Here is a 15,274-nt window from a genome sequence, read left to right as displayed (position 1 = left end):
GGCGGAGGCGGTCTACGCGGCGAGCAAGCAAGGCCTCATCTGAGGCCTCTCGTCAGCGGTCGTCCGGGACGGAGGAATGCACCGGCACCAGCACCGACAGCGCTCCGGTGCACACGAGCAGGCACAGGAGCGGCCCGCCTCGGAGAATCTGACCGGTGACCTCCCGAATCCGTCGGCCCCGATCGTCGCCCGGCGGTGCGGCAAGCACGATCGCGGGGTCGGTCCTCGACCGGGCCGCGGCGACGAGAAGGCATTCCTCCGATGTGGTGAGTACCGGAATGTCGTTCGCGCCGTCCGTCTTTCCGATCGCTACCGCGTCGTAGTCGGAGTCGTCCGTGTCGTCGTGATAGACGAGCAGTCGTACGTCCGGTCGCTCGGGAATCGGCCGGCAGTCCATCACCAGGCCGGACGAACCGGCCTTCTTCCTGTCCTCGGGGCAGTGGGGGAGGACGACACGACGTGAGGTCCAGCTGAAGTGGCTCTCGACGTTCTCGCTCATCGTGCCACCTCCTTCCGGCTACACCCGGTATTCGTCGCCGGGATGCAGGCGGATGGGTGACGGAATCAGTCGACGACGAGCCACCCACCGTGGTATTCGAACACCTCGAAGGGCCGGCCCGTGGTGCGTCCGAGTTCCTCCAGCGCCGACAGGTCGAAGGTGCGCACGTGTCCGTGGCACGCCGTCGCCTCGTCCTCGAACGGCACCGCGACGACGACCCGCTGTCTGGCGATCCGCAGCGCCTCGGCGAGGATCGTGGCACCCACGGCGTCGTCGACGTGCTCGAGCAGATGGATGGCCGTCACGGTGTCGGCGCTGTCGTCGGCTACCGGGACGTTCGCCGCGTCGCACACGAGCGTGTCGAGGCGCAGACCCAGTCGCGGCGCGACGGCATCGAGCAGGCGCATGGTGCCGGGCAGGATGTCGGTCGCGGTGACCGCGGTACCGGCGGCGGCGAGCCGCAACGGCAGGAAACCGAAACACGACCCCAGATCGAGCACGCTCCCGCGCACGAGTTCGGCCGCACGATCGTGGATGGGCGCGAAATCGGCTGTACCGTGGAGCAGTTCGCCGAGCGAGTTGCGGTAGTAGGTGACCCACGAGTCGAGGGCGCCCGGCACCGTGGAACGCACGAGTCCGACCATCGTCAGTTCGAACTCGTCCTGGCCGAAGGCGGCGTCCTGGATCGAGGCGGTGACCTCGGCGACGAGCCGCTCACTGATCTGCTCGGCGGTGAGCGAATGTGTGACGTGGAGACGGTCGGCGTCGCGCCGGACGTTCAGCACTTTCACACCCGACGTGCCGTCGGGCAGCGGTCCGGCGGTGACGCGTTCGACCGTCACATGGTCGTGTGTCCACAGACCCGGGCTGCAGGGAGCGAGCGAATCGAGCAGGGTCATTGTTTCGCAACCTTTTTCGGAGGCGGGAAAGGGGAGTGTGGGTCACTGTAGTCGAGGCCTGCGGTCAGTGTCCCCATCCCGACGGCCAGGAATTCGTGCAGATCCGATGCGGGTTCGTCGAGCCACGCCTCGTAGGCGGAGATCGCGACGCCGAGCAGCAGGTAGCCGACCGTGCGAGGAATGTGGTCGTCGGGTCCGGCTCCCATGCGGCGGGCGACGAACTCGGCGACGACCCGCCTCCACCCCTGGTACATCACCGACGAATAGCCCTGCAGTGCGGGCGTGTGCAGGATGAGACCCATCCGTGCCCGGTGCCGTTCGGCCTCGCTGTCGGGGAAGGTGTTGAAGTCGTGCAGGGCGGTGGTCAGTGCGTCGGAGAGCGGGACGTCCTCGGGAATCGCCTCGAGGCTCGCGCGCATGCCGGCGAGGTGTTCGTCGAAATTGCCCCAGGCCAGCTCGTTCTTGGACGGGAAGTACCGGAAGAAGGTGCGGCGGGCGATGCCGGCGGCCTCGGCGATGTCGTCGATGCTCGTCTCGTCGAATCCGACCTCCATGAACAGTTCGATGCCGAGAGCGGCGAGCTCCTCCTTCGACGTGGACGGGCGGCGACCTACCCGAGCGGACGGTTTCCGTCGGCTGCGCGTCATTGTTCCTCTCTCCGTAGTGACATTCTGCACTCGATGCCATTACAGTGGTGAAGCGGCTCACAAAGCAAGCCCGCTGTGAAGCCGGGCTCCGATTCCGGAGAGAGAAGATCCGAGGAGGAAACATGTCCGATCGTGACAACGCAGTGATCGAATCCGATCTGATCGAGGAGTCTCTCGTCGAGGAGGTCTCCATCGACGGCATGTGCGGCGTGTACTGACATGACCGCGCCCGGAGCCACCGACGTGTCCCCCGCAGCAATGGAGACCGAGATGTTCGATCCGGGTGCCGGCTGGCGGCTCCACCCGCAGGTAGCGCTTCGCCCCGAACCGTTCGGGGCGTTGCTCTACCACTTCGGCACCCGCAAGTTGTCGTTCCTGAAGAACACCGTCATCGTCGACGTCGTCCGATCCCTCGGCGACCACGGTTCGGTGCGAGAAGCGTTGCGAGCGCACGGGATCGACGAGAACGCCGAGCGGCCCTACGTGCGTGCCCTCGGCACCCTGGCCGACTCGCACATGATCGTTCCTGCCTGACGCCGCTCGTTTCTGCCCGACGCCCGAAGGACCAGCCCATGACTTCGCTGCTCGAACCGCCCACCACCCCCACCCCTCCGAAGGTCGGTCGCCTCGTCGACCAGTTCGAGAAGGGCCTCGACGCCCCGATCTGCCTGACCTGGGAGCTGACCTACGCGTGCAACCTCTCGTGTGTGCACTGCCTGTCCTCGTCCGGTAGACGCGACCCGCGGGAACTGTCGACCGAGCAGTGCAAGGCGATCATCGACGAGCTGCAGCGCATGCAGGTCTTCTACGTCAACATCGGCGGCGGCGAACCGACGGTGCGCTCGGACTTCTGGGAACTGGTGGACTACGCCACCGATCACCAGGTGGGCGTGAAGTTCTCCACCAACGGGGTGCGCATCGACCGCAAGGTCGCCGAACGACTCGCCGCCTCCGACTATGTCGATGTGCAGATCTCGCTCGACGGCGCCACCGCCGAGGTCAACGACGCCGTGCGCGGGCCGGGTTCGTTCGCCATGGCCGTACGCGCGCTCGAGAACCTGTCCGAGGCCGGTTTCCGCGACGCGAAGATCTCCGTGGTCGTCACGCGCCAGAACGTCGACCAGCTCGACGAGTTCAAGGCCCTCGCCGACAAGTACGGTGCAACCCTGCGCATCACCCGGTTGCGCCCGTCGGGCCGTGCGGTGGACGTGTGGGACGATCTGCATCCCACCCACGAGCAGCAGCGGCAGCTCTACGATTGGCTCGTCGCCCACGGCGAAGGCGTGCTGACCGGCGACTCGTTCTTCCACCTGTCGGCTTTCGGCGGCGAGGGCGGCGGCTCGCTGCCCGGGCTGAACCTGTGCGGCGCGGGCCGGGTGGTGTGCCTGATCGATCCGGTCGGCGACGTCTACGCGTGCCCGTTCGCGATCCACGAGAATTTCCTTGCCGGCAACATCCTCACCGACGGGGGGTTCTCCTCGGTGTGGACGAACTCCGAGCTGTTCCGCGAACTGCGCGAACCGCAGTCGGCCGGGGCGTGCAGCTCGTGCAACTTCTACGACTCGTGCCGCGGGGGGTGCATGGCAGCGAAGTTCTTCACCGGTCTGCCGATGGACGGACCCGACCCCGAATGTGTGCAGGGCTACGGGCAGTCGGCGCTCGAAGCCGAGCGCACCGTGCCGCAGTCGAGTGTCGACCACTCGCGTACCGGCAAGCGCGCCGAGCGGCGCACTCCGGCCGCACCGGTGCCGTTGACCCTGCTCACCAAGCCCCCCGCCAAGTTCTGCGACGAGAACCCGCTCGCAGGCCTGTAGATTTCCGAGGAGATTCGTCATGGCCAAACCCTCCTGGCTGAAGAACCCCTGGGCGACCGACCCGTGGTTCGAGACCGTCGCGGTCGCGCAGCAACGCGCACGTAAGCGTCTGCCCAAGTCCGTCTACGGCGCACTCGTCGCCGGCTCCGAGGCCGGCCTGACCGTCGACGACAACACCGCCGCCTTCCGCGAACTCGGTTTCGCCCCCCACGTGGCCGGACTGTCCGACAAGCGGGAGATGGCCACGACCATCCTGGGCCAGGATGTGTCGCTGCCGGTGATGATCTCCCCGACGGGCGTGCAGGCCGTGCACCCCGACGGTGAAGTCGCCGTGGCCCGTGCCGCCGCGGCGCGCGGCACCGCGATGGGATTGAGTTCGTTCGCGTCCAAATCCGTCGAGGAGGTCGCGGCGGTCAACGACAAGACCTTCTTCCAGATGTACTGGGTCGGCAGCCGCGAGGTGCTCGTCCAGCGCATGGAACGCGCCCGCGCCGCCGGCGCCAAGGGCCTGATCATGACCCTGGACTGGTCGTTCTCCAACGGCCGCGACTGGGGCAGCCCCGCCATCCCCGAACGCATGAACCTCGAGGCGATGGTCAAGTTCGCGCCCGAGGGCATCATCCGCCCCAAATGGTTGCTCGAATGGGCGAAGACCGGCGCCGTGCCGGATCTGACCACCCCGAATCTGACCCCGCCCGGTGGCCGGGCCCCGACCTTCTTCGGTGCCTACGGCGAGTGGATGACCACCCCGTTGCCGACCTGGGAGGATGTGGCGTGGCTGCGCGAGCAGTGGGGTGATGCGCCCTTCATGCTCAAGGGCGTGATGCGGGTCGACGACGCCAAGCGCGCCGTCGATGCCGGGGTCACCGCGATCTCGGTGTCCAACCACGGTGGCAACAATCTCGACGGCACCCCGGCGCCGATCCGGGCGCTGCCGGCGATCGCCGAGGCGGTGGGCACGGACGTCGAGGTGCTGCTCGACGGAGGTATCCGCCGCGGCAGCGATGTCGTCAAGGCGATCGCGCTCGGTGCGAAGGCGGTGCTCATCGGCCGCGCGTATCTGTGGGGTCTGGCCGCGAACGGTCAGGCCGGGGTGGAGAACGTCCTCGACATCCTGTCGGGGGGTATCGGTTCCGCCTTGATGGGGTTGGGCAAGAACTCGATCCACGAGTTGACCCCGGACGATGTGTTCGTGCCGGACGGTTTCCGCCGCGACCTCGGCATCTGACACAGCCGACGACATGGGCCCCGCGCTCACCGAACCGATCACCCTCGCCGGACGCACCGCTCCGTCGAGGGTGATCTTCGGTCCGCACGTCACGAATCTCGGTGACGGCCGGTCGTTCTCGGACCGGCACGTCGCGTACTACGCGCGACGTGCTCGGGGTGGGTGCGGGATCGTCGTGACGGAGACGGCGTCGGTGCACTCGCTCGACCACCCGTACGAACGCGCGCCGCTCGCCGGACACTGCGGAGCCGGATACCGGCGGATCGTCGACGCCTGCCGGCCGCACGGCGCGCTCGTGCTCGCGGGCCTCGGTCATCGCGGACTCCAGGGGTCGAGCGCGTGGACCCGGGCACCACTGTGGGCGCCCTCGCGCGTACCGGATCCGGCGACACGCGAACTCCCCGTCGAGATGACCGAGCACGAGATCACCGAACTCGTCGAGTCCTTCGCCCGTGCCTGCGCCGTCGCCGTGGCCGCGGACCTGGACGGGGTGGAACTCGACGTCGGTCCGACTTCGCTGCTGCGGCAGTTTCTCTCGGGGCTCACCAACCACCGCGCCGACGGATACGGTGACGACCGGCTGCGCCTGCTCCGCGAGGTGATCGTCGCGGTCCGCTCGCAGATGGGCGCGGATCGCGTTCTTGCGCTGCGACTCTCGTGCGACGAGAACGCGCCGTGGGCGGGCATCACTCCCGACCTCGCCGCCGGATACGTTCCCGCGATCGCCCCGGCGATCGACCTGCTCACCGTCGTGCGCGGCGGATTGTTCTCCCCCGGGTCGTACCGGCCCGATGCGCACACCCCTGCCGGCTTCAACGGCGAAGTGTGTCGGCGCATTCGGGAGGTAGCCGCTAGCGCGGTCCCGATCGTGTTGCAGGGCAGCATCGTCGATGTCGGGCACGCGCAACGCGCGCTCGACGACGGTACGTGTGATCTGGTCGAGATGACCCGTGCCCAGATCGCCGATCCCGACCTCGTCGAAGCCGCCCGTCGTGCTCGACGGCCACGCCCCTGCGTGCGCTGCAACCAGGCGTGCCTCGTCGACGACTTCCACAATCCGGTCGTGGGATGCATCGCGAACCCGGAGGTGGGTGACGAGACCCGGGCGCCCTTCGGGCCGGTGGCCACCGCTCGCGACGTGCTCGTGGTGGGTGCCGGGCCCGCCGGTCTGGAAGCGGCGCGGGTGGCGGCGACACGCGGTCACCGTGTCGTCCTGGTCGAGGCGACGAATCGGATCGGCGGCACGGCCGCCGTGGTCTCGCCCGGCCGCCCCGACTTCCCGGCGCTCGTCGACTGGCTCGAACAGCAGTGCCGCGAGTCCGGTGTCGACATCCGTACCGGCACCGAGGCCGGCGACGCCGATATCGAGGACGCGCTCGCTCGCGGACGTGTGGTCGTGCAGGCCACGGGCGGGATTCCGCGTCCACCGTCCTTCCCTGTGACCGTGCCCGAGAACTACGCGACCGCCGCGGAGGTGCTGTCGGGGACCCGCCCGCCGACGGCACAGCGAGCGGTGGTGTGGGATCCGCCGGGTGGGCCGGTGGCGAGCGCCGTGGTCGATCGGCTCGTGGAGGACGGTGTGGAGGTCCACTACGCGACCGGCGACCTCGTCGCGGGATCACGTCTCGCGCCGACCGGCGATCTCGTCGCCTTCGACGTCCGGCTGCAGCGGGCGGGCGTGACGAGACATCTCGGGTGCCGGGTCGGTTCGGTCGACGCCGAGGGGGTCGTGCTCGTCGACCGTGTGTCCGGAGAGACCACGCCGGTCTCGGATGCCGTTCTGATCGATTGCGCACCGTTGTTACCGGGCGAAGTGACCGAGCGGCCGGGGGTGTGGTCGATCGGGGATCGGGTGGCCCCGAGGACGATGCGTGACGCGATCCGGGAGGGACACCGGGTGGCTGTGACGCTGTAACGTGAGGCACACTGAAACATGTTCTAATCTGGGTCGACGGGAAGGGCCGACATGGGAGATTTCGACGGCAAGGTCGTCTTCATCACCGGGATCGCACGCGGGCAGGGCCGCAACCACGCCATCCGGTTCGCCCGCGAGGGAGCAGCCGTCATCGGCGTCGACATCGCGGGCCCGGTCTCGGAATACATCACCTACGAGCAGACCACCCCGGACGACCTCCGCGAGACGGTACGGCTCGTCGAGGAGGCCGGTGGGAAGATCCTCGCCCGCGTGGCGGACGTGCGCGACAGCGCGGCGTTGAAAGCCGTCGTCGACGAGGGTGTCGCCCAGTTCGGACGGCTCGACGTGGTCGTCGCCAACGCCGGCATCTGCACCTGGAACCGCTTCTGGGAGATGCCCGACGACCAGTTCGAAGAACTGATCGACATCAACCTGACGGGTGTATTCAAAACCCTCAAGGCCGCCACCCCCGCCATGATCGAGGCCGGCAACGGCGGATCGATCATCGTCATCAGTTCGGTCTCCGGTCTCAAGGCGATGCCCGGTCAGATCAACTACGCGGCAGCCAAGTTCGGCCTCGTCGGCGTCACCCAGGCGGCGGCCAAGGAACTCGGACCGTACCGCATCCGGGTCAACTCGATCCATCCCTACGGCGTGAACACCCCGATGGGCACCGACGTCAGCGTCCTGAAACTCTTCGAGAAGAATCCCTCGTGGGGCCCGAACTTCGTTCCGATCCTCGAGGGGAAGCCGACGGCCGCTCCCGACGACATCTCCGAAGCCGTCCTGTTCCTCGCGAGCGATCGCGCCTCCACGATCACCGGCAGCCAGATGGCCGTGGACCAGGGCAACTCGAAGGTCTGACGGTGGCGCGCACGGGGGCCGGAACCGTTCCGCACGCGTCGTTGCGGATCGGTCCGGTCACCCTGCGCAATCGCATCGTCTTCCCTGCGCACCTGACCAACTTCTCGGTCGACGGCACCGTCACCGACCGGCACATCGCGTACTACGAGGCCAGAGCACGCGGCGGCGCGTCGATGATCGTCACCGAGGAGCACACCGTGCACCCCTCGGACCGTCCCTACGAGAAGTTGATCCGCGGCTGGGATCCGGATGTCGTCACCGGTTACCGCCGTCTCACCGACGCCGTGCACCGGCACGGCACGCGGATCCTCGCGCAGCTCAACCACAACGGCGCGCAGGGCACCTCGATGTACACCGGGCAACCGTTGTGGGCTCCGAGCCCCGAACCCGACCCGCTCTTCCGCGAGGTCCCGCGCCCGATGACGAGATCCGACATCGCCGACCTTGTCGCGGGCTACGCGGACGTCGCCCGCCGCTGTGCCGAGACCGGCTTCGACGGTGTCGAGATCCAGTGTTCCCAGGCATCCGTCCTGCGTGCCTTCCTCGCACCCGCGACGAACCGTCGCGCCGACCGCTACGGCGGGGATCTCGCCGGGCGGGCACGTCTGCTGCTCGAGGTCGTGTCCGCCGTGAGACGGGCAGTCGGACGCGACCGTGTCGTGGGCGTGCGACTGACGGGTCACGACGGCACCGACGGCGGTGTCTGTCTCGACGACGCCGTGCAGGTCGCGCGGATGCTCGAGGCGAGTGGCGATGTCGACTACCTCAATACGTCCGTGGGCGTCGCGACCGAGACGTTGCATCTGATCGAAGCCCCGATGTCCACCCCGCACGGCTACTCGCTGTTCGTCCCCGACGCGATCCGGGCAGCGGTGTCGCTGCCGGTCGTCGGGGTCGGGCGCTTCACCCGCCCCGACCAGGTCGGCGCCGCGCTCGCCGACGGAGTGTGCGATCTCGTCGGCGCGGTGCGCGCACAGATCGCCGACCCGGACTTCGCGAACAAGACGCTCTCCGGACGCGACGACGAGATACGGCCGTGCATCGGCTGCAATCAGGACTGCATCGGACGGGTCGGGCTCAACCGTCCCATCGCGTGCGCGGTCAATGCTCACGCCGGGTACGAATCCGACGGTTCTGCCGCGCCCGCCGTACCGCAACGGGTCGTCGTGGTCGGCGGCGGACCCGCGGGATTGCAAGCGGCGGCGACTGCTGCTGCACAAGGGCATTCGGTGGTCCTGTTCGAGCGGGGCCGGCGCACCGGCGGCCAGATCCGCGAGGCCGCCGCCGCGCCGCACCGCGCCGAACTGCTGGGTGCGGTGACCCACCTCGACGCCGAGTGCCGCCGCAGGGGAGTGGACATCCGCACCGGCGCGACCGCCGATGCCACGACACTGCACGCGCTGGCACCCGACGTCGTGATCGTCGCGACGGGAGCGCGCCCACGCAGGCCCGACCGGGCGGGCGCGTCGGCACGGGTGAGCGATGTGCGCGACGTGCTCACCGGTCGTGCCGCACCCTCCGGACGCGTCCTCGTCGTCGACGATCTCGGCTTCCACCAGGCCACCTCGGTCGCCGAGTTGCTGGCCGACAGAGGGTGTGCGGTGACGGTATGCACGCCGGGGATGGTCGTGGGCCAGGATCTCGGTCCGACGCTCGAGCTCGACGGCTGGTTGCGCCGCGCCCGGGAGAAGCGGATCGAACGACTCACCGGCGTCGCCCTCGGCGGTGTCGTGGACCTGCCGGACGGCGCCGAGGTCACCCTGATCCACCACGCGACCGGCGAGCAGACGACGCTCACGGTGGACGCGGTCGTCGTCGTCACCCATCAGGATCCCGTCGACGAGCTGTGGCACGAGCTCTCGGAATGTGGCGCGAGGGTGATCCGCGTGGGCGACGCGGTGACGCCACGCCGCCTGCACGCCGCGATCGTCGAGGGGGACCGGGTCGCCAGGGAGCTCTAGCTTCTACGCCTCCACTTCGCGGCGCATGACGATCCGCGGCCAGCGGTCGAGACCGTGTTTCCGTTCCTCCGCGCGGATCCGGGCGAGGGCGGGGGAGAGGGCATCGTCCGCGACGGTGCGGAAGCCGAGACGCGCGTAGTACGGGCCGTTCCACGGCACGTCGCGGTAGGTCGTCAGCGACAGGGATCCGAAGCCGGCGTCCCGCGCCCACCCCGCGGCGTGCTCGATCAGCATGCGACCGATACCGCGACGCGCGTGGTCGGGATGCACCGACACCTGCTCGATGTGGACGCTGTCGTCGACGATGTCGGCCGCGAGATACGCGACCGGGAGCCCGTCTCCGTCGAACCACACCCAGCAGCGACCCGCGTCCCGATGGACGCGCAGATCCTCGACGGACGGGGGATCGTCGTCGGCCACGAAGGTCATACCGATCTCGGCGAAGGGCTTTCCCGCTGCGCGTTCGATCTCCTGCAGCACCGGCAGGTCGTCGTCGGTGGCCAGACGGATCGGGGGCAGATCCTTGTAGTAGTACATCGCCGTCGGCGAGTGCGCGTAGAGGCCGAACCGTTCGGTCATCGGTACGTACCCGGCCTTCGCGTACAGCGCGATCGCCTCGGGTTGCTCGCTGCCCGTCTCGAGGACCATGCGACGGCGACCGGCATCGGTCGCGGTCCGTTCGAGCGCACCCAGCACCCGTTCGGCCACACCGCGGCGCCGCGCATTCGCACGCACGTACATCCGCTTGATCTCGGCGTCCCCGTCGCGCAGTCCTCGATGCGAGGGCTCCGGAGCACGCCAACCGCCGATCCCGGCCGGGATCCCGTCGGTCAGTGCCAGGAGGAACACGCCGCGCGGGGGTCGGAATTCGTGCGGCAACAGCCCGGTGTCGTCGGGCCCGCCGTATCTCCGCACGTATTCGAGCTGAACTTCGCCGATGAGGGCCAGCACGTCCGGATCGTCCAGTGGACGAGGTTCGATCAGCACCGGGAAAGCGTACCGATCCGGTCCCGGCGTCCGGGCGGGCCTGCCGGGACCTCCGGGTTTCGTGCACGCCCGCGAAACCCTTAGCATCGGAGCGGTGATGCGGGAGCTCGCCGACGCCTACTGGACGGACATCGAACCCGGCCGGGTGACGGTGGCCGTCCCGGTCGGTGCGCTCGAACAGCACGGCCCGCATCTTCCCCTCGACACCGACACCCGGATCGCAGCCGCTGTCGCCGCCGCGCTGCCCGAGACGGTCCTTGCGCCGCCCCTGCCCTACGGAGCGAGCGGCGAGCACGAAGGCTTCGCCGGCACCGTGTCGATCGGTGCCGAGGTGACGAAGGCGCTGATCGTCGAATACGGCAGGTCGGTGTGCCGGTGGGCGAAACGGGTGGTCTTCGTCAACGGGCACGGTGGCAACGCCTATCCGCTGATCGAGGCGGTGAGCCTCCTGCGCTACGAGGGCCGCGACGCTGCCTGGCTTCCGTGCGCGGTGCCCGCGTCCGACGCCCACGCCGGTGTCACCGAGACGAGCCTGATGCTGCACCTGGCACCCGGGACGGTCGACATGGCCCGCGCGGCGGTGGGAGCGACGGAATCGATCGGCGCACTGATGCCTCGATTGCGCGAAGCCGGTATCGTCTCGGTGTCCGCGAACGGAGTGCTGGGAGACCCTACCGAGGCCACCGCAGAACTCGGCGCGCGCCTGTTCGCGAGTCTGGTCGAGCGGGCGCGTGCACAGGTCGCCCGGTGGGAGCCGGGAACGGAAGGAAGGCTTCGGTGAGTCGGGCGATTACTCCACAGGCGACGTCCCCGGAGGCGGCGCAGCCCGGGGCGACCCGGCTCCCCGACGGTTTCGGTGTGCGCATCGACGCTCGCGTGCGCAGCTTCGCCGGAGGACGTGTCCTCGTCGGAGGGTCACCCACGCGGATGCTGACACTCGCACCCGCCGCCGCGGCGATGATCGACGAGGACTTCGTCGAGGTGGTCGACGCGCGGAGTGCCGCGGTGGCGCGTCGCCTGCTCGACTCGGGTATCGGGAATCCTCGCCCGACGAAACTGCCGCCCAGTTCCGCCGTCACCGTCGTCGTACCGGTCAAGGACAATGCGCCCGGCCTCGCCCGTCTGCTCGCCGCTGTCGAAGGGCACGAGGTCGTGGTCGTCGACGACGGATCCGACAAGCCCGTCGAGCCACCGGCCCGCGGCCGAGTCCGGGTGATCAGGCACGAGACCGCACGCGGGCCGGCGGCGGCCCGCAACACCGGATTGCAGGAGGTGACAACGGAATTCGTCGCCTTCCTCGATTCCGATGTGGTGCCGCAGCTGGGCTGGCTCGAACGATCGCTGGGGCATTTCACCGATCCTGCGGTCGCTCTCGTCGCGCCACGCATCGTGGCCCTCGAACCCGACAGCAGCGCACTGGCGAAGTACGAGCACGCACGGTCGTCGCTCGATCTCGGCAGCCGGGAGTCCGCGGTCGTCGCGGGTGGTCCCGTCTCGTACGTGCCGAGCGCGGCATTGCTCGTGCGTCGCGACGCCCTCGTCGCCTGCGGTGGTTTCGACGAGACGATGCACGTGGCCGAGGATGTCGATCTGTGCCGGCGACTGCAGGGTGCGGGGTGGCGGTTGCGGTACGAACCCATCTCACGGGTCGCGCACGACCATCGCACCCGTCTCCGGACGTGGTTGACGCGCAAGGCGTTCTACGGCACCGGTGCGGCCCCGCTCGCGGATCGGCATCCGGGTTCCGTCCCGCCGGTGGTGATGTCGGTCTGGACGCTCCTCGCGTGTGTCGCGATCGCGACCTTCACCCGCATCGGGGTGATCGCAGCCGTGCTGACGCAGGTGGTCACCTTCGTGCGGTTGCGGCGGATGTTCTCCGGACTCGACCGGCCCGACCGCATCGCCGCGCTGCTCACCGCCCAGGGATTCGCCGGTGGTCTGTGGCAGGTGGCGTCGGCGGTGTGCCGGCACTACTGGCCGGTGACGGTCGTCGCAGCGGTGTTCTCCCGCAAGGTTCGCCGTGCGGTTCTGGCCTTCGCTGTGGCCGAAGGTATCTGGGACTGGAAGGCGCACCGCGAGAGCGGCGGGCTCGATCCTGTCCGCTATCTGCTCTACAAGCGCCTCGACGACCTCGCATACGGAGCAGGGTTGTGGAAGGGTGCGTTCGACGCCCGTACGGCGTCGGCGCTCGTACCCGATATCCGGAAGTGACATGATCCCGGCGCGCGCCGATGTGGTGATCGTCGGGGGCGGTAGCTGCGGGTGCGTTCTCGCCGCCCGGCTCAGCGACGATCCCGACCGCACCGTGCTGGTGCTCGAGGAGGGCGCGGTCTTCGGATCCGTGTCCGCCGTCCCGAAGGAGATCCGCGACGCCGCCGTCCTTCCGGTGGGTCCGGAAAGCCCGTGGGCGACGAGCTTTCCCGCACGGTTGACCCCCGACGTCGACGCGACCGTGACGCGCGGCAGGGTGCTCGGCGGATCCGGAGCGGTCAACGGTGCCTATTTCGTGCGCGCGCGACCGGCCGACTTCGCGTCCTGGCCTGCATCGTGGTCCTACGAGCAGGTGCTTCCGTACTTCCGGGCCACCGAGACCGACGCGGACTTCACCGGCGACCTCCACGGGGCCTCCGGTCCGATACAGGTCGCCCGGGTACCGCGCGACCGGATGCATCCGCTCTCGCGGGCCTTCACCGACGCCGCCGAACGCGCCGGTTTCGCTTCCGCCGCCGACCTCAACGCTCCGGGACCCGAGGGGGTCGGCGCGGTCCCGTCGAACGTCCGCGACGGGACGAGGGTGAGCCCGTTCCTCGCGTATCTGGCACCCGTCCTGGACCGGCCGAATCTGACGGTCGTCGGCGGGGTGAGCGCGACCCGCGTCGTGATCTCCGGTGATCGCGCGACGGGTGTCGAGATCGCCGGACCCGACGGACCGCGCACGGTCTCGGCCGGGCACGTGATCGTCGCCGCGGGCGCGGTGAGATCCCCCCAGTTGCTGATGCTCTCCGGCATCGGCCCGGCCGACGAACTGCGACGGCTCGGTATCGACCCGCTGCACGACCTTCCCGGGGTGGGCCGCGAATTCTCCGACCATCCGGAGTTCACCGTCCCGTACCGGTTCCGCCCGGGTCTCCCACCGCACACGATGCTGCTCGAGACGGTCCTGCACACCGAGAACCTCGAAGTGCGTCCGTACACCGCGGCTTTCGGAGCGGCGATCCCCGGCAGCGGCGTTCCGGATCCGGTTCTCGGCGTCGTCCTGACCCGCCCGCGCAGCCGCGGACGCATCGTGCTCGACGAACGCGATCCGAGGCGCCCACCGCTGCTCGACTACCGGTACCTGACGGACCCGGCCGACCGGAAGACCCTGGAGGAGGGTGTCCGGCTCGCGACCGATCTGCTCGCAGGGGTCGCCGGTGTCGTCGAGGCCGGCAGCGTGGACGCCGGCAACGGCAGGCTCGGAACGTCGCTGCATCTGTCCGGCACCTGCCGGATGGGCGACGACGAGCACGCCGTGGTCGACGAGTGGTGCCGCGTGCGCGGGACCGACCGGCTGAGCGTCGTCGACACCTCGGTGTTTCCGCAGGCACCGAGCCGGGGACCGCACGCGACCGCGGTGATGCTCGCCCATCGGGTCGCGACCGCCGCGAAGGCCGGACTGCCGTATCCGGTGTGATCCCGACTACAGTGGCGGGGGAGGAGGCGCCCGTACATGACGGATCGTGGAATCGCGACGACCAACCCCTGGGTGGCACTGGGTCCGGGAGCGGACGTGGCCGCGCACGCACGTGCGGTGCTGCGCGCGCACGGCACGTTCGTCTCCGCACGCGGCACGGATCGGCTCGACGGGGTGCGCTCGGTGGTCCGCGACTCGTGGAGCCGGAGCCTGCAGCGCGGCATCGATCCCGACGTCGTCGAGCAACCCGCGCTGCTCGACGGGCACGAACTCGAGGAGTACCGCGCCGGTCACCCGATGTCGCTGATCCGCCCGGTGGTGCGCAAACTCCTCGTCGAGGACGCCGCCGACAGCGGGCTGCTGGTCGCGATCACCGACGGGCAGGGCCGGCTGCTGTGGGTCGAGGGTGATCACGCCGCCCGCGACCGCGCCCTGTCGATGAGCTTCGTCGAGGGGGCCGACTGGAGCGAGGACCGCGTCGGCACCAACGCGCCGGGAACCGCTCTCGCCGTGGATCATTCGGTACAGATCTTCGGCGCCGAACATTTCAACCGCACGGTGCACGAATGGAGTTGTTCGGCCGCTCCGGTGCACGACCCCACCAGCGGACGGATCCTCGGTGCCATCGACATCACCGGCGGGCACCGCGTCGCCGCCCCCGAGGTCCTGCAGCTCGTCCGCGCCACGGTCGCTGCGGCAGAAGCCGAACTGCGGCTCCACGCCCTCAGCGGCCGCCCGCTGCTCCCCTCGGCGACGCCGCGCATCGAGACCATCGGCACCGGGCGTC

General features: G+C 69.4%; 15 protein-coding genes. 11 read left to right on the top strand and 4 right to left on the bottom strand.

Annotated features, from left to right (window positions below):
- Positions 1-52: 52 nt before the first annotated feature.
- The 3 genes from R1101_RS0106055 to mftR all read right to left on the bottom strand — a co-directional run bounded on the left by R1101_RS0106055 (position 53) and on the right by mftR (position 2,045).
- Positions 53-499: a hypothetical protein gene (locus tag R1101_RS0106055; RefSeq protein ID WP_016932571.1), complete on the bottom strand. Its 447-nt coding sequence runs from the start codon at positions 497-499 to the stop codon at positions 53-55.
- A 65-nt stretch (positions 500-564) separates the two neighbouring features.
- A complete protein-coding gene (gene mftM / locus R1101_RS0106050; protein ID WP_016932570.1) occupies positions 565-1,398 on the bottom strand; it encodes a mycofactocin oligosaccharide methyltransferase MftM in 834 nt (277 codons plus the stop codon).
- Positions 1,395-2,045 carry a mycofactocin system transcriptional regulator gene (gene mftR / locus R1101_RS0106045; protein ID WP_016932569.1) on the bottom strand — a complete coding sequence of 217 codons (651 nt, stop codon included), beginning with the start codon at positions 2,043-2,045 and terminating at the stop codon, positions 1,395-1,397. Before mftR ends, mftM begins: the two co-directional genes overlap by 4 nt.
- A 122-nt stretch (positions 2,046-2,167) precedes the next feature.
- On the opposite strand from mftR, the gene mftA reads away from it, so the two are divergent.
- The 7 genes from mftA to R1101_RS0106010 are packed head-to-tail and all read left to right on the top strand — an operon-like array spanning position 2,168 to position 9,827.
- Positions 2,168-2,263: a mycofactocin precursor MftA gene (gene mftA, locus R1101_RS29410; RefSeq protein WP_006553546.1), complete on the top strand. Its 96-nt coding sequence runs from the start codon at positions 2,168-2,170 to the stop codon at positions 2,261-2,263.
- A gap of 1 nt (position 2,264) precedes the next feature.
- Entirely contained in the window at positions 2,265-2,579 is a 315-nt protein-coding gene (gene mftB / locus R1101_RS0106035) for a mycofactocin biosynthesis chaperone MftB (RefSeq protein WP_016932568.1), read from the top strand.
- Positions 2,580-2,617: 38 nt separating this feature from the next.
- Positions 2,618-3,859, top strand: a complete 1,242-nt coding sequence (mftC, locus tag R1101_RS0106030) for a mycofactocin radical SAM maturase (protein ID WP_016932567.1) — start codon at positions 2,618-2,620, stop codon at positions 3,857-3,859.
- 19 nt (positions 3,860-3,878) lie between these two features.
- Positions 3,879-5,087: a pre-mycofactocin synthase MftD gene (gene mftD, locus R1101_RS0106025; protein ID WP_016932566.1), complete on the top strand. Its 1,209-nt coding sequence runs from the start codon at positions 3,879-3,881 to the stop codon at positions 5,085-5,087.
- 13 nt (positions 5,088-5,100) lie between these two features.
- Positions 5,101-7,002 carry a mycofactocin system FadH/OYE family oxidoreductase 1 gene (locus R1101_RS0106020; RefSeq protein ID WP_016932565.1) on the top strand — a complete coding sequence of 634 codons (1,902 nt, stop codon included), beginning with the start codon at positions 5,101-5,103 and terminating at the stop codon, positions 7,000-7,002.
- A gap of 51 nt (positions 7,003-7,053) precedes the next feature.
- Positions 7,054-7,866 (top strand): mycofactocin-coupled SDR family oxidoreductase, encoded by an 813-nt coding sequence (locus R1101_RS0106015; RefSeq protein WP_016932564.1) that lies wholly within the window; start codon positions 7,054-7,056, stop codon positions 7,864-7,866.
- Positions 7,867-7,868: 2 nt separating this feature from the next.
- The gene (locus tag R1101_RS0106010) at positions 7,869-9,827 is read left to right on the top strand and encodes a mycofactocin system FadH/OYE family oxidoreductase 2 (RefSeq protein WP_016932563.1); all 1,959 of its coding nucleotides are present in this window, start codon (positions 7,869-7,871) and stop codon (positions 9,825-9,827) included.
- 3 nt (positions 9,828-9,830) lie between these two features.
- Here the strand turns inward: R1101_RS0106010 and R1101_RS29405 are convergent, their stop codons facing one another.
- On the bottom strand, positions 9,831-10,814 hold the full coding sequence (locus tag R1101_RS29405; protein ID WP_016932562.1) for a GNAT family N-acetyltransferase: 984 nt from the start codon (positions 10,812-10,814) through the stop codon (positions 9,831-9,833).
- Positions 10,815-10,911: 97 nt separating this feature from the next.
- On the opposite strand from R1101_RS29405, the gene mftE reads away from it, so the two are divergent.
- The 4 genes from mftE to R1101_RS0105985 all read left to right on the top strand — a co-directional run.
- The gene (gene mftE / locus R1101_RS0106000) at positions 10,912-11,595 is read left to right on the top strand and encodes a mycofactocin biosynthesis peptidyl-dipeptidase MftE (protein WP_037222272.1); all 684 of its coding nucleotides are present in this window, start codon (positions 10,912-10,914) and stop codon (positions 11,593-11,595) included.
- The gene (gene mftF / locus R1101_RS0105995) at positions 11,592-13,025 is read left to right on the top strand and encodes a mycofactocin biosynthesis glycosyltransferase MftF (protein WP_037222266.1); all 1,434 of its coding nucleotides are present in this window, start codon (positions 11,592-11,594) and stop codon (positions 13,023-13,025) included. Before mftE ends, mftF begins: the two co-directional genes overlap by 4 nt.
- Before the next feature lies 1 nt (position 13,026).
- Positions 13,027-14,487 (top strand): mycofactocin dehydrogenase MftG, encoded by a 1,461-nt coding sequence (gene mftG, locus R1101_RS0105990; protein ID WP_016932559.1) that lies wholly within the window; start codon positions 13,027-13,029, stop codon positions 14,485-14,487.
- Between the two features lie 36 nt (positions 14,488-14,523).
- Positions 14,524-15,274, top strand: a 751-nt coding sequence (locus R1101_RS0105985) for a GAF domain-containing protein (RefSeq protein WP_016932558.1), incomplete at its 3' end; no start/stop codon positions are given.

Origin of the sequence: Rhodococcus sp. R1101 (assembly GCF_000278445.1) — a bacterium.
Taxonomy (GTDB): Bacteria; Actinomycetota; Actinomycetes; order Mycobacteriales; family Mycobacteriaceae; genus Rhodococcus; species Rhodococcus gordoniae.
Note: the sequence above shows the minus strand (reverse complement) of the source record. Positions and strands in the feature narration are given on the sequence as shown.